The sequence below is a fragment of the Xanthomonas axonopodis genome, assembly GCF_001304695.1.
In the GTDB taxonomy this organism is placed as follows: domain Bacteria; phylum Pseudomonadota; class Gammaproteobacteria; order Xanthomonadales; family Xanthomonadaceae; genus Xanthomonas; species Xanthomonas axonopodis.
Genome location: NZ_JFAQ01000207.1, coordinates 1 through 12,784, shown reverse-complemented (window position 1 = coordinate 12,784; position 12,784 = coordinate 1). Strand labels below are relative to the sequence as shown.

General features: G+C 65.2%; 9 protein-coding genes and 3 pseudogenes. 7 read left to right on the top strand and 5 right to left on the bottom strand.

The features are described from left to right. Positions 1 to 346: 346 nt before the first annotated feature. A pseudogene (locus XAXN_RS16985) lies at positions 347 to 1,384 on the top strand (protein adenylyltransferase SelO); the annotation flags it as partial. Between the two features lie 14 nt (positions 1,385 to 1,398). Here the strand turns inward: XAXN_RS16985 and XAXN_RS16980 are convergent. Beyond that, positions 1,399 to 1,992: pseudogene (locus tag XAXN_RS16980) on the bottom strand (protein adenylyltransferase SelO family protein); the annotation flags it as partial. Positions 1,993 to 1,997: 5 nt separating this feature from the next. On the opposite strand from XAXN_RS16980, the gene XAXN_RS16975 reads away from it, so the two are divergent. Beyond that, positions 1,998 to 2,558, top strand: coding sequence for an adenine phosphoribosyltransferase (locus XAXN_RS16975; protein ID WP_054320423.1), 561 nt, complete (start codon positions 1,998 to 2,000; stop codon positions 2,556 to 2,558). 101 nt (positions 2,559 to 2,659) lie between these two features. Here XAXN_RS16975 and dbpA read toward each other — a convergent pair whose 3' ends face one another. Beyond that, complete coding sequence (gene dbpA / locus XAXN_RS16970) at positions 2,660 to 4,036, bottom strand: ATP-dependent RNA helicase DbpA (RefSeq protein WP_054320422.1); 1,377 nt, start codon at positions 4,034 to 4,036, stop codon at positions 2,660 to 2,662. A gap of 109 nt (positions 4,037 to 4,145) precedes the next feature. On the opposite strand from dbpA, the gene XAXN_RS16965 reads away from it, so the two are divergent. Then, positions 4,146 to 6,035 carry an ATP-binding cassette domain-containing protein gene (locus XAXN_RS16965; protein ID WP_054320421.1) on the top strand — a complete coding sequence of 630 codons (1,890 nt, stop codon included), beginning with the start codon at positions 4,146 to 4,148 and terminating at the stop codon, positions 6,033 to 6,035. Between the two features lie 292 nt (positions 6,036 to 6,327). On the opposite strand, the gene XAXN_RS16960 is transcribed toward XAXN_RS16965, so the two are convergent. Together XAXN_RS16960 and XAXN_RS16955 are read right to left on the bottom strand one after the other, a co-directional pair. After that, positions 6,328 to 6,753, bottom strand: coding sequence for a barstar family protein (locus XAXN_RS16960; RefSeq protein WP_054320420.1), 426 nt, complete (start codon positions 6,751 to 6,753; stop codon positions 6,328 to 6,330). After that, on the bottom strand, positions 6,750 to 7,190 hold the full coding sequence (locus tag XAXN_RS16955) for a guanyl-specific ribonuclease (protein WP_054320419.1): 441 nt from the start codon (positions 7,188 to 7,190) through the stop codon (positions 6,750 to 6,752). The genes XAXN_RS16960 and XAXN_RS16955 overlap by 4 nt, the downstream gene beginning before the upstream one ends. Positions 7,191 to 7,442: 252 nt before the next feature. Between XAXN_RS16955 and XAXN_RS16950 the strand changes: the two genes are divergently transcribed. Continuing rightward, positions 7,443 to 8,054, top strand: coding sequence for a superoxide dismutase (locus tag XAXN_RS16950; RefSeq protein ID WP_054320418.1), 612 nt, complete (start codon positions 7,443 to 7,445; stop codon positions 8,052 to 8,054). A 197-nt stretch (positions 8,055 to 8,251) separates the two neighbouring features. Here XAXN_RS16950 and XAXN_RS16945 read toward each other — a convergent pair whose 3' ends face one another. Next, positions 8,252 to 9,085, bottom strand: a complete 834-nt coding sequence (locus tag XAXN_RS16945) for an inositol monophosphatase family protein (RefSeq protein WP_054320417.1) — start codon at positions 9,083 to 9,085, stop codon at positions 8,252 to 8,254. Positions 9,086 to 9,202: 117 nt separating this feature from the next. Here XAXN_RS16945 and XAXN_RS16940 point away from each other — a divergent pair, with 117 nt between their 5' ends. From XAXN_RS16940 to XAXN_RS16930, 3 genes and pseudogenes are all read left to right on the top strand, one after another. After that, a complete protein-coding gene (locus XAXN_RS16940; RefSeq protein ID WP_054320416.1) occupies positions 9,203 to 9,967 on the top strand; it encodes an RNA methyltransferase in 765 nt (254 codons plus the stop codon). Between the two features lie 51 nt (positions 9,968 to 10,018). Then, positions 10,019 to 10,948 (top strand): phosphate/phosphite/phosphonate ABC transporter substrate-binding protein, encoded by a 930-nt coding sequence (locus XAXN_RS16935; protein WP_054320415.1) that lies wholly within the window; start codon positions 10,019 to 10,021, stop codon positions 10,946 to 10,948. Next, positions 10,945 to 12,784, top strand: a pseudogene (locus tag XAXN_RS16930) (putative bifunctional diguanylate cyclase/phosphodiesterase); the annotation flags it as partial. The gene XAXN_RS16935 and the pseudogene XAXN_RS16930, both read left to right, overlap by 4 nt.

The window sequence follows — 12,784 nt, the reverse complement described above, 5'->3', positions numbered from 1 at the left end:
CCGTCATGGTCAACGAACCGAGCAACAGGATGGCAGGACGGAACCATCGGGAAGCGCGCGAGGGCATGGGCAATATCGGTAGCGGGGCGGGAGGAGGGGCGGGACCAGGTACGAACGCAGCAGACCGGAAAATGCGGACGAGAGGTGGCGACCCGGCAACGTTCGTCTGCATCTGTGTCGCATCTGATCCATAGCCGGCGGCTATTAGCGGCTATCGCACGCCGCAAGCATGTGCAGGACGAGCCCGCTCGACACAAACCGAACAAGTGAAAATACGGTGCGCGGGCAGCACCGGATGCAGCATCGCCCATGCCTGGTTCACCGCCGGTGGCCTAGGCTTGCCGGCATGACACACCTGCACTTCGACAATCGTCTGCGTCAACAGCTGCCTGGCGACCCGGAAGAGGGGGCGCGCCGGCGCGAGGTGGACGCTGCTTGGTCGGCAGTCCTGCCGACGCCGGTCGCTGCTCCGTACCTGATCGCGCATTCGGCGGAGATGGCGCAGGTGCTGGGCCTGGATGCGGCTGAGATCGTCAGTGCGCAGTTTGCCCGGGTGTTCGGCGGCAATGCGCTGTACCCGGGCATGCAGCCCTGGGCGGTCAACTATGGTGGGCACCAATTCGGGCATTGGGCGGGGCAGCTTGGCGACGGGCGGGCGATTTCGCTGGGCGAGGCGATCGGAACCGATGGCCGGCGCTATGAATTGCAGCTCAAGGGCGCCGGCGCGACGCCGTATTCGCGCGGCGCCGATGGGCGCGCCGTATTGCGCTCTTCGATCCGCGAATTTTTGTGCAGCGAGGCCATGCATCATCTGGGCGTGCCGACCACGCGTGCGTTGAGCCTGGTCGGGACCGGCGATGCGGTGGTGCGCGACATGTTCTACGACGGCCACCCGCAGCGCGAGCCGGGCGCGATCGTGTGCCGGGTGGCGCCCTCGTTCATCCGCTTCGGTAACTTCGAATTGCCCAGCGCACGCGGCGATATCCCATTGCTGAGGCAATGGGTGGATTTCACCATCGCACGTGATTTCCCTGAGTTGGCCGGTACCGGTGTGGCGCTGTACGCCGACTGGTTCGCGCAGGTCTGCGAGCGTACCGCGGTGATGGTGGCGCACTGGATGCGGGTCGGGTTCGTGCATGGGGTGATGAATACCGACAATATGTCGATCCTTGGTTTGACCATCGACTACGGCCCGTATGGCTGGGTCGACGACTATGACCCGGACTGGACGCCCAACACCACCGACGCGCAGGGGCGTCGTTATCGCTTCGGCACCCAGCCGCAAGTGGCCTACTGGAACCTGGGCCGGCTTGCCCAGGCGCTGGCGCCGCTGGTTGCCGATCAGGTTTCGCTGCAACACGGGCTGGACCGGTTTCGCGATACCTGCATCTGAGCGCGTCAGGAACTGCACGACAGCATCGAACACCCGGCGCGATCGCGTGCCCATTCCGGCCGCCGCGCTGCAAATGCATCGCGCCCGGGCTGATCCTCGTAGGGACGGCGCATGACCTCCAGCAACTCCTGCACCCCGGACGGGTCACCCTGTTCGGCACGGTCGATCGCCTGCTGCGCCAGATAATTGCGCAACACATAGCGCGGGTTGGCCAGGCGCATGCGCGCGCCTCGCTCGTCCGGCAACAGTGGATCCTGCTGCAGGCGCGCGGCGTAGCGCTGCAGCCATTGGTGCAGCTGCGGCGCATCCGCCAAGCGTTTGTCTTCGTCGTAAAAGGCGTCGCGCAGTTGCGCGGGGTCCGGATGTTCGGGCGACAGGTCGATCAGGCCACGGAAGGTCAGCGTCATGTCCATCTCGGATTCGCGCATCAATGCGCGCAGCGCGTCGATCAGCTGCAGATCCTCGTCGCGACATTCAGCCAACCCCAGTTTGGCGGCGGTATCGCGCCGGTCACACGCCAGGCAGGTATGCCGTAAATCCGGCGCCGATGGCGTGCGCAGCCTAGAATAGGCGCAACCCCACCGGCCACCACGCCACCACCCTCATGACTGACTGCAGCCGCTGCGCCGGCACCAATACTTCCGGACCCAACCACTGGTCGGAGCGGATTCGCGACGTCGTCGATTTCCCCAAGCCGGGCATCGTCTTCAAGGATATTACCCCGTTGCTGTCGGATGGCCCGGATTTCGCTTCTGCGCTGGACGAAATGGCGCAGCCGTGGCGGACCACGCCGCTGGACGCAGTGCTGGGTATCGAGGCACGCGGTTTCATTCTGGGAGCGGCGCTGGCGCGCGAACTGCGGACGGGCTTTGTGCCGGTGCGCAAGCCGGGCAAGCTGCCCGGGCGAACGCTGATCCAGGAATATGCGCTGGAATACGGCACCGATCGCATCGAAATGCATGAGGATGGGCTGCCGCGCGGGGCGCGCGTACTGATTGTCGACGACGTGCTGGCCACCGGCGGCACGCTGCGTGCGGCCTTGGGACTTGCCGCCCAACTCGAACTTGAAGTCGTTGGCGCAGCCGTGCTGGTGGAGTTGCAGGGATTGCAGGGTCGCCAGAAATGGGCGAACGATGTACCGCTGTTGGCGACGCTTTCCTACTGAGTCCAAGCTCTTGAGGCCACCCTGGATGCGTGGACGTGCCCGCATCCAGGATTGCTACCGCTGAAACGTAGGCGGCCTGCACCACGCCGGCCGCGCTGCGTTCAGAGCTTGCTGACCCGAAACCGGCGTCCCTTGATCTTGCCTGCGTGCAAGTGTGCCAGCGCCTTGGCGACCTGCGCGCGGGTAATGGCCACGTAGGAGCGGGTAGGGTAGATGGCGATCTTGCCGATTACCGCGCCCGAAAGCCCGGCTTCGCCAGTCAGCGCGCCCAGGATGTCGCCGGCACGCAGCTTGTCGGTCTTGCCGCCATCGATGCGCAAGGTGGTCATTGCCGCCTGCGGCAGTTGCGCCGGCCGCGCAGTGGCCAGCGGTGCACGCGACCATTTCAACGGCTGGCCTTGTTCGGCTTCCAATGCCTGCGCGCGGGCAGCTTCGCGCGGGGCAACCAGGCTCAGTGCCAACCCGTGCTTGCCTGCACGCGCGGTACGGCCGATGCGATGGCGATAGGTTTCGGTATCGGTGGGCAGTTCGTAATTGACCACGGCCGAGAGCTCTTCCACGTCCAGCCCGCGTGCGGCCACGTCGCTGGCCACCAGCACATTGCAGCTACGGTTGACGAAGCGCACCAGCACTTCGTCACGGTCGCGCTGTTCCATGTCGCCATGCAAGGCAAGCGCAGAAAAACCGAATTCCTGCAGCGAGCCAGCCACCTCGTCCACTTTCTTGCGGGTATTGCAGAACACCACGCTGGATTCGGGATTGAAGCGCAGCAGCAGGCCGGCGACGGCCTTTTGCCGATAGTTCGGGTCGACCTCGAAGAACTGCTGATCGATCTCCGGTGCGCTATCGGCGCCTTCCACGGTGATCTCAACCGGCTCTTTCAACAACTCGCGTGCGAGCGTGCGGATACTGTCCGGGAACGTGGCCGAAAACAGCAGGCTCTGGCGATGTTTGTCGCAGCGGCTGGCGATCTCGCGGATGGGTTCTTCGAAGCCCATGTCGAGCATGCGGTCGGCCTCGTCCAGCACCAGCGTACGCACGCCGCCCAGGTGCAGGGTGCGTTTGCGGGCCAGTTCCTGGATGCGACCGGGCGTGCCGACCACCACTTGTGGGTCGTGCGCCTCCAGCGAGGCCAGCTGCGGGCCCAGCGGCATGCCGCCGGTGAGCACCACCAGCTTCATGTTGGGGATGCCGGTGGCGAGCTTGCGCAGCTGCTTGCCGACCTGGTCGGCAAGCTCGCGGGTGGGGCACAGCACCAGCGCCTGCGCCCGGGTCAGTGCCGGGTCGAGCTTTTGCAGCAGGCCCAGCCCGAAGGCAGCGGTCTTGCCGCTGCCGGTCGGCGCCTGGGCGATGACATCGAGCTCCTGCAGGATCGGCGGCAGGCTTTGCGCCTGGATGGGAGTCAGGACGGTGTAGCCAAGGGCGTCGATGCCGGGTGCCAGTACCGTCGACAGCGGAAGCGCGGAGAATTCGTTCATGGCGCATTTTAGCCCGGGATTCGGAATAGGGAATTCGGGATTCGTCGCCGCAACAGCCTGCGCTCTGCCAATCCCGAATCCCGAATCGCCAATCCCGTACAATTGCGGCATGCCTTTAATCACTCTGCAAAGCGTCGACTACAGCGTCGGCGGCCCCTTGTTGCTGGAAAAAACCGACCTCGCAATCGAGCCGGGCGAGCGTATCGCCTTGATCGGCCGCAATGGCGCCGGCAAATCGACCTTGATGAAATTGATCGCCGGCGAGCTCAAGCCCGACGATGGTGAAGTGCGCGTGCAACAGGGTGTGCGTATCGCCCGGCTGGAGCAGGAGGTGCCGCTGGGCACCGGCGGCAGCGTGTTCGACGTGGTGGCCGACGGTCTGGGCGAGTTGGGCCATTGGCTGGCCGAATTCCATCAGCTCAGCCATGCCGAGGTGTTCGACGCCGATGCGTTTGGCAAGGTGCAGGCCAAGATCGATGCGGCCGACGGGTGGGCGCTGGATCAACGCGTCACCGAGACGCTGACCAAGCTGGAACTGGACGGCGATGCGCAGTTCGCGCGGCTGTCCGGTGGCATGAAGCGCCGCGTGTTGTTGGCGCGCTCGCTGGTGTCCTCGCCGGATGTACTGCTGCTGGACGAACCGACCAACCATCTGGATATCGAAGCCATCGACTGGCTGGAAACCTTCCTGAAGGGCTGGAACGGCAGCGTGCTGTTCGTCACCCACGACCGGCGCTTCCTGCGTGCGTTGGCCACCCGCATCGTCGAGATCGATCGCGGCCAGGTCACCAGCTGGCCAGGCGACTGGGCCAACTACGCGCGTCGTCGCGAAGAACGGCTCAATGCGCAGGCGCAGGAAAATGCGCGCTTCGACAAGTTGCTGGCGCAGGAAGAGATCTGGATCCGTCAGGGCATCAAGGCCCGGCGCACTCGCGACGAGGGCCGCGTGCGGCGTCTGGAATCGATGCGCAACAAGCGCGTGCAGCGGCGCGAGCTCACCTGCAACGTGCGCATGGAAGTCTCGCAAGGCGAGTCGTCCGGCAAGAAGGTGATCGAGGCCAAGGAGGTTGGCTTCGCGTTCGGTGCGCGCACGATGGTCAAGGAGTTTTCCACCATCATCCAGCGTGGCGACCACATCGGCCTGATCGGTCCCAACGGCAGCGGCAAGACCACCTTGCTCAAGCTGTTGCTGGGCGATCTGCAACCGCAGCAGGGCGAAATCCGCATCGGTACCAATCTGCAGATTGCGTATTTCGACCAATACCGTTGCGCCCTGCGCGAAGACTGGAGTGCGATCGAAAACGTGGCCGAAGGCCGCGATTTCCTGGAAATCAACGGCAAGCGCAAGCATGTGCATGCCTATCTGCAGGATTTCCTGTTCACGCCCGAGCGCGCCCGAGCACCGATCACGCGCCTGTCCGGCGGCGAGCGCAATCGCCTGTTGCTGGCACGTCTGTTCGCGCAGCCGTCCAACCTGCTGGTGATGGACGAACCGACCAACGACCTGGACGTGGAAACGCTGGAGCTGCTGGAAGAATTGCTTGGGGAATACAGCGGAACCTTGCTACTGGTCAGCCATGACCGCGACTTCCTCGACAACGTGGTGACCTCCACGCTGGTGATGGAGGGCGACGGCCTGATCGGCGATTACATCGGCGGTTACAGCGATTCGCTGCGCCAGCGACGTACGCCGGTCGGCAATGCGATGGCGGTGGCCAAGGCATCGGCCACTGCGGTGGCGACCGCGCCCGTGGCTGCAGTGCCGGCGGACAGCGCGCCCAAGCGCAAGCTCAGCTACAAGGATGCGCGCGAGCTGGAACAGTTGCCGGCCCTGATCGAAACGCTGGAGCAGCAAGTCGTCGCGCTCACCGAGGCGATGAACGAGCCGGCCTTTTACCAGCGCGACAGTGCGGCGATGGCGGCCCACACTGCAGCGTTGGGCGATGCGCAAAAGCAACTGGATGCGGCTTACGCGCGCTGGAGCGAGCTGGATAGTTGATCGTCGGCTGTGGCACGCGTAATGCGTGCCGGCCGCGCGTTCTGGCGCGACGAAGGGCGATGTCGGTGTGCGATCGCGCCTGGATGCAGGCGGGTGCGGTGCGTAGCGATCTGTGTTCGCCAGAAATACCAGCGCTGATCGACAGCGCCGCGCGGTGCCTACGAAACATCGCGAGCGCTCATCAGGTCGGTGCAGGCGGCATGCATGCAGCCATCGCTTCTGCACGGGGCATGTGGTGCCGGTACCAGGGGTGTCCGCTCGGCCGGTTGCGCAAGAGTTCTGTTGGCTGCTCTCAGTCGCAGGCGCTTGCTGGCGCAACGAACGCGGCAAAGGTCAGCCCGCGTGCTGCCCAGGCGTTAGCGACTTCGTCGAGGATGTCCAGCAAGGTGTCGCGGTCGTTGGGTGCCGTGCCGGCCAGCGCCTGGGCGCCATCGATGAGCAGGGCATAGCCATGTGGCGAAGGCAGCCACGCCAGGTCGCGCAGGGCATCGCTAAGCGCGTCCCAGTTGCGGCCGAAGCTGGCCGGGAAATCCAGTTGCGTGGCCAGGCGCATCAGCAGCATGCGTTTGTCGCTGCAGGTGGCCAGATCCACGCGCAAGATGCGTAAGCCGGCATCGCGCGCAAGCGCCGCCATGGTGTCCAGATCGTCGGTCTCGGCCTGATACACCCCCGATTGCTGCGGATCGGACAGATCCAGCGCGAAGTCGCCAGCGCTCATGGTTCCTGGTCCGGGGTCGGGCCAACGAAGGATTTGAAGCTCTGGTAATGATCGTCGCTGTAGTACCACGCCTCGGGCGGGGTGCCGCCGGTGACGATGCGGCGTGCGCCGCGATCCGGGCTGCCGGGCGTATCGACAGTGTATTCGCGGTAGTAGCCGCGCGGACGCTCGGGCAGGCGATGCTCGCGGTTGCCGAACACACCGCCATCCTGCGGATGCGGAAACGGGCCGCCGCGCTGGATCAGCACGATCGTGGCCATCGCCTCGGTCGGCAGAAAGGCGGGCAGACGCGGCACCTCGCGCGTCGGTTCGGCCGCTGCGATCGGTGCATTGAGTTGCGGCGCGAACTGCGGCTTGGGCGTCTGCATCGCGCGCATGCCCCACAGGCCGGCGACGAGCAGCGCGATGGCGACAATGAGCAAAGCGGGCTTGCGCATGAAGACGTTCCGAAAATGGGTACGGCAGGTCAAGTATGCCGATGCGCGACTGTGTCGACTTTGAACGTGTCCGGGCACCGGGACGGTTCACGCCCAAGTAACCGGGACCTGGTGCAAGGTGTGGAGCGAACAGGCGCGGCATGCGATGGGATGAAGTTTCCCTGCCAGCACCCTTGGTAAGCGCTGCCGCCGTCCTTACCATCTACCCCGCAACGCCCGGTTTTCGCCGGGCGGCAAGTCCAGGAGATACGCATGGCTTACACCCTTCCACAGTTGCCCTACGCCTACGACGCGCTGGAACCGAACATCGATGCGCAGACGATGGAAATCCATCACACCAAGCATCACCAGACCTACATCAACAACGTCAATGCGGCGCTGGAAGGGACTGAGTACGCCGATCTGCCGATCGAAGAGCTGGTCTCCAAGCTGAAGAGCCTGCCGGAAAACCTGCAGGGCCCGGTGCGCAACAACGGTGGCGGCCACGCCAACCACTCGCTGTTCTGGACCGTGCTGTCGCCCAACGGTGGCGGCGAGCCCAAGGGCGAGGTCGCCAAGGCGATCGACAAGGACATCGGTGGCTTCGAGAAGTTCAAGGAAGCCTTTACCAAGGCCGCTGTGAGCCGTTTCGGCTCGGGTTGGGCTTGGTTGAGCGTGACCCCGGACAAGAAGCTGGTGGTGGAAAGCACTGCCAACCAGGACAGCCCGTTGTTCGAGGGCAACACCCCGATCCTGGGCCTGGACGTGTGGGAACACGCGTACTACCTGAAGTACCAGAACCGTCGCCCGGAATACATCGGCGCGTTCTACAAGGCCGTCAATTGGGAAGAAGTCGAGCGCCGCTACCACGCCGCGATCGCCTGAGGTTCTGCATCGGCGCTAGGTACTGCCTAGCGCTGTCACAGCGGCACCCAACACAAGGCCGGGAGCGAACCCGGCCTTGTGCGTTTACTGTGAGCTGTTTGTAGGGGCGACTCTAGCCGCGAGGGCTTTGCCGGCAAAGCCTTCGCGCCAGGGCACGCTCCTGTATCTCCCGGGCCACTGTATTGCGAACGGGTCGATCAGAACTTGGCGTCGAACTCGCGGGCATAGCCGGTGTTGACGATGACCTTTTGCAACGCGTCGCTGATCTTGATGTTGCCGGCGACGATCTGCCGCGTTTCCGGGCCCATGTTGTCCATGCGCGGCGGGGTGGCGCCCTTGTAGTCGCAGACGCGGCCACCGGCCTCGCGCACCAGCAGCACGCCAGCGGCGATGTCCCAGGCTTTGACCCCCGCTTCGAAATAGGCATCGGCGCGGCCGCAGGCGACATAGGCCAGGTCCAGCGCCGCCGAGCCGGTGCGGCGCACGTCTTCGGCCTGTACCAGCAGCGCATCCACGCACTTGAGCTGTGCACTGGCGCGCGCGCGTTCGCGCGGCGGGAATCCGGTGTGGACCATGGCGCCTTCCAGATCCTTGCGCTCTGCAATACGGATACGGCGGTCGTTGAGTACTGCGCCGGCGCCGCGGCTGGCAGTGAACAGCTCATTGCGCAACGGGTCGAAGATCACCGCATCGGTAGGTTCGCCGTTTTCCACCAGTGCGATGGATACGCAGTAATGCGGGAAGCCGCGCAGATAATTGCTGGTGCCGTCCAGTGGATCGATGACCCAGGTGTAGCGACCACTCTTGCCGCCCTGCACGCCGCCTTCTTCGCCGAACACGGCGTACTCGGGGTAGCCGCGCTTGAGTTCCTTGATGATGACCTTCTCGGCATCGGCATCGACTTCGCTGGCGTAGTCCATGCTGCCTTTCTGCACCACATTGAGCGCATCGAGCTTGTTGATGCCGCGCAACAGCACATTGCCGGCGAGGCGGGCGGCTTTGACCATGACGGTGACGGCGGGTTTCTGCATGGTTAAAGCTCCCGTGAAGGCAGAATCGGACAATGGCGAAGGTAAAAGAGCGGTCCGGCGCAAAAGCCGGCCGCGCAGTTTACCATCTACGGTCGAACAGCTTCCCAATCTCCGTTCATGTCCGTCAGCCAGCGCATCCGATTTGTTCTTGTGGGTACCCAGCATCCAGGCAACATCGGCGCCGCGGCGCGTGCGATGAAGACCATGGGGGTCTCGCGCCTGGTGCTGGTGGCACCGGAGCGCGCACTCGACGAAGACGCCTACCGGCGCTCGGCCGGCGCCGAAGACGTGCTGAGCCAAGCGCCGATCTTCGCTACGTTGGGCGACGCGGTGGCCGACTGCACGCTGGTCATCGGCTGCACTGCGCGCGCGCGGCGGGTAGCGTTGGAAGAGCTGCTGCCGGACGAGGGCGCGCAGCGTGCGCTGGCCAAGGCGGGCGAGCCGGCCGAGGTGGCCTTCGTGTTCGGCCGCGAGCGCACCGGTCTGACCAACGACGAACTGCAGCTGTGCCACGCCGCGGTCCATATTCCCTCCGATCCGCAGTTCAGTTCGCTCAACCTGGCCGCAGCCGTGCAGGTGCTGGCGTATGAAGTGCGACTGGCGCAGCTGGCGGCAGGCGAGGCCGAACCCGCTCCGGCAGCGGCTCCCGGTTTGCGCGACGGGCCGGCCAGCCACGCACAGCTGGAAGGGATGTTCGGCCAGCTGGGCGACACGCTGGACGAGATCGATTTCCACAAGGGCCGTGCGCCGGAGTCGGCGATGCGCAAGTTGCGCCGGTTGTTGTTGCGTGCAGAGATGACCGAGCAGGAGGTGCGGCTGATTCGCGGCATCCTGTCCGATGCCCAGCGCATGGCCATGCTCGCCAAGCAGGCCGGAAATTGACGTCTGTCACATCTTCAAGGATTCGGCTAGGCTGTCCGCGGCTCTAGGGGAGTGTCCGTTTTGCGCGGTCTACGATGGTGTCTGATTGCCTGCTGGTTGATCGCCGGGGCAGGCTTGGCCGTGACGGCTGCGGCAGCGCCTTCCTCGGTCCTGGTGCTTGGACGGATCAGCGATGATCCCGCCAGCCATTACGAGCAGCTCAAGCCCCTGCTGGATTACGTGGTGCCGCGCATGCGCGAGGTCGGGATCCGCCGCGGCGAAATCCTGATGGCGCCCGATGCGCGCCAGATGTCCAGCTATCTGCGGCGCGGCCGGGTCGATTGGGTCAGCGAAACGACCGGTGCGGCGATGCTGCTGGAACAGCGCGGCAGCGCGCACCCCTTGCTCATGACCGAGCGTGGCGGGCTGCGCGACTTCCACACGCTGTTCTTCGTGCGCCGCGACAGCCCGATCCAGTCGCTGTCGCAGTTGCGCGGCCACACCCTGGCCTTGCAGAACGCCTCGTCCACCAGCGGCTACCTGCTACCCATGCTCGAACTGCTGCGCAACGGCATCGCGTGCGACGTGCTGCTGTCGGCGGATGACACCCCGGCGCGCGGATCGGTCGGCTATCTGATGGTGGGGTCGAAATTGAACGTTGCTGCGTTCGTGCACAAGCACCTGATCGACGTGGGCGCGCTCAGTAACGTCGATTGGGACGACGAACGCCGTATGCCGCCGGTGTTCAAGCGCGACTTCCGCATCGTGCACCGCACTGCGCCGGTGCCGCGCGCGGTGGAAATGGTGCGCGCAGGAATGGATCCGGCAGTGGAGCAGCGTCTGCGGGTGGTGTTGCTGCAGGCCGCCTCCGACCCCAAGGCCGGCCCGGCGCTAAAACGCTTTTTCGATACCACCGGGTTCCGTCCGCTGGATCCCGTTAGCCGCCGACGTCTGCAAGAGTTGAGCGCGGGCGTGCAACGCGTCAGGGATCACGTGGAATGACTCAGGTGCGCTTCGGCTTGCAGGCACGCTTTCTGTTGGTGATGGCGCTGACCCTGCTGCTGGTCGGTGCGATTCTGGCTTCGCTGCTGCAGCGACAAAGCGCGATGCAGCGCGAGGTGCGCGGGCTGAGTGCGCAGATCCTGCACGAGCTGTTCGATCGCAGCCTGCGCACGCGCGGCGAAACGCTGGCGACCGAGCTGGCTTCCGGATTGGCCAACCCCTTGTATTACTCCGATTTGGGCGCGGTGGGCGCGCTGGTGCGCAATGCCTCGCGCCAGCAGGTGGTGAGCTATGTGCTGGTGTTCGACCGCCATGGCCGGCTGGTGCATGACGGCACGCCGACCTTGCAGCGTTACGGGCAGGCCATGACCGATCCGCTCGCCGCCAAGGCGCTGGCGGCGCAGGCGATGGTGTTGCAGTCCTCGCCGGAGGTGCTGGAGGTGACCGTGCCGATCAAGATCGGCGACCAGCGCATCGGTGGGGTGCGCGTGGGCATGTCGCGCGAGCGGGTGCGCAAGATCGAAACCGGCGCCAATCTCACCCTGGTGCAGAACCTCAACGCCATCGGCAAGCGCGATCTGGGCTGGTTGCTGGTATTGCTGGCTGCGCTAGGCGGGTTGGGCGTGTTGCTGGCCATCTATGTACAGCGCACGCTGGTGGCGCCGATTCGGTTGCTGGCGGCAGCAGCAAAGCAGATCGAACGGGGCGACTACGCGGTGCAGTTGCCGCCGCACCCGCGCAACGACGAGATCGGCGAGCTGATTTCCGCGTTCGGGCGCATGAGCGAAAGCATCGCCCGGCACGACCGCGAAGTGCGGCACATGGCCTACACCGACGCCTTGACCGGGCTGACCAACCGGCTGGGCTTCCGCGAGGGTCTGGATCATCTGCTCCACACCGCGCGCAGCACCGGCAGCAAGCTGGCCTTGCTGTGTTTGCCGATATCGACGACTTCAAACGCGTCAACGACACGCTTGGCCACGAGGCCGGCGACGAAGCCTTGCTGCAGTTCGCCAGCCGTATCGGCCGCGCAGTGTCCGCGCTGGGCGGCGACGATGCGATTCTGGCGCGCTTCGGCGGCGATGAGTTCGTGATCCTGCTGCAGAGCGGCGATGTCAGCCTGCTGGCGGCGCAACTGGCCGACCGGCTGGTGCACGAACTGAGCCGGCCATTGAACGTACAGGGCCGCGAGGTGTTCCTGGGGACCTCGATCGGCATCACGCTGTTCCCCGATGACGCGCGCGATGCCACCGCACTGCTGAAGAATGGCGACATCGCCATGTACCAGGCCAAGGTGGCCGGCAAGAACTGCCATCGCTTCTACAGCCGCGCCGCCGACCACGCGGTGGAACGCCGGGTGCACATGGAGCACGAGTTGCGCGGGGCCTGGGAACGCGATGAGCTGCGCCTGGTGTATCAGCCCATCTACCGCACCAGCGACCGTGTGCTGGTGGGCGTGGAAGTGCTGCTGCGCTGGCAGCATCCGGCGCTTGGAACGATTGTGCCGTCCACCTTTATCGATATTGCCGAGCAGAGCGGCCTGATCGAAGTGATCGGCCCCAAGGTGCTGCGCGCAGCCTGCCTGGAGGCAGCGCAGTGGCCAGTGGTGGGCGAGGGCCTGTTCGTGTCGGTCAACGTTTCGCCGCGGCAACTGCGCAGCGGTGCGCTGATCGACACCGTGGCCGCGTGCCTGGCCGAGTCGGGGCTGCCGGCTGCGCGCCTGCATCTGGAGCTGACCGAGACCGCGGTCATCGGCGACGAGATGATGGCTGCCAGCCTGCTCGACCAACTGCATCGCACTGGCGTGAAGGTATGGCTGGACGATTTCGGCACCGG

Coding starts and splice junctions, on each gene's coding strand:
- XAXN_RS16975 (WP_054320423.1), top strand. CDS start 1,998: ATGACTGACTGCAGCCGCTGCGCCGGCACCAATACTTCCGGACCCAAC.
- XAXN_RS16965 (WP_054320421.1), top strand. CDS start 4,146: ATGCCTTTAATCACTCTGCAAAGCGTCGACTACAGCGTCGGCGGCCCC.
- XAXN_RS16950 (WP_054320418.1), top strand. CDS start 7,443: ATGGCTTACACCCTTCCACAGTTGCCCTACGCCTACGACGCGCTGGAA.
- dbpA (WP_054320422.1), bottom strand. CDS start 4,036: ATGAACGAATTCTCCGCGCTTCCGCTGTCGACGGTACTGGCACCCGGC.
- XAXN_RS16955 (WP_054320419.1), bottom strand. CDS start 7,190: ATGCGCAAGCCCGCTTTGCTCATTGTCGCCATCGCGCTGCTCGTCGCC.
- XAXN_RS16940 (WP_054320416.1), top strand. CDS start 9,203: ATGTCCGTCAGCCAGCGCATCCGATTTGTTCTTGTGGGTACCCAGCAT.
- XAXN_RS16945 (WP_054320417.1), bottom strand. CDS start 9,085: ATGCAGAAACCCGCCGTCACCGTCATGGTCAAAGCCGCCCGCCTCGCC.
- XAXN_RS16960 (WP_054320420.1), bottom strand. CDS start 6,753: ATGAGCGCTGGCGACTTCGCGCTGGATCTGTCCGATCCGCAGCAATCG.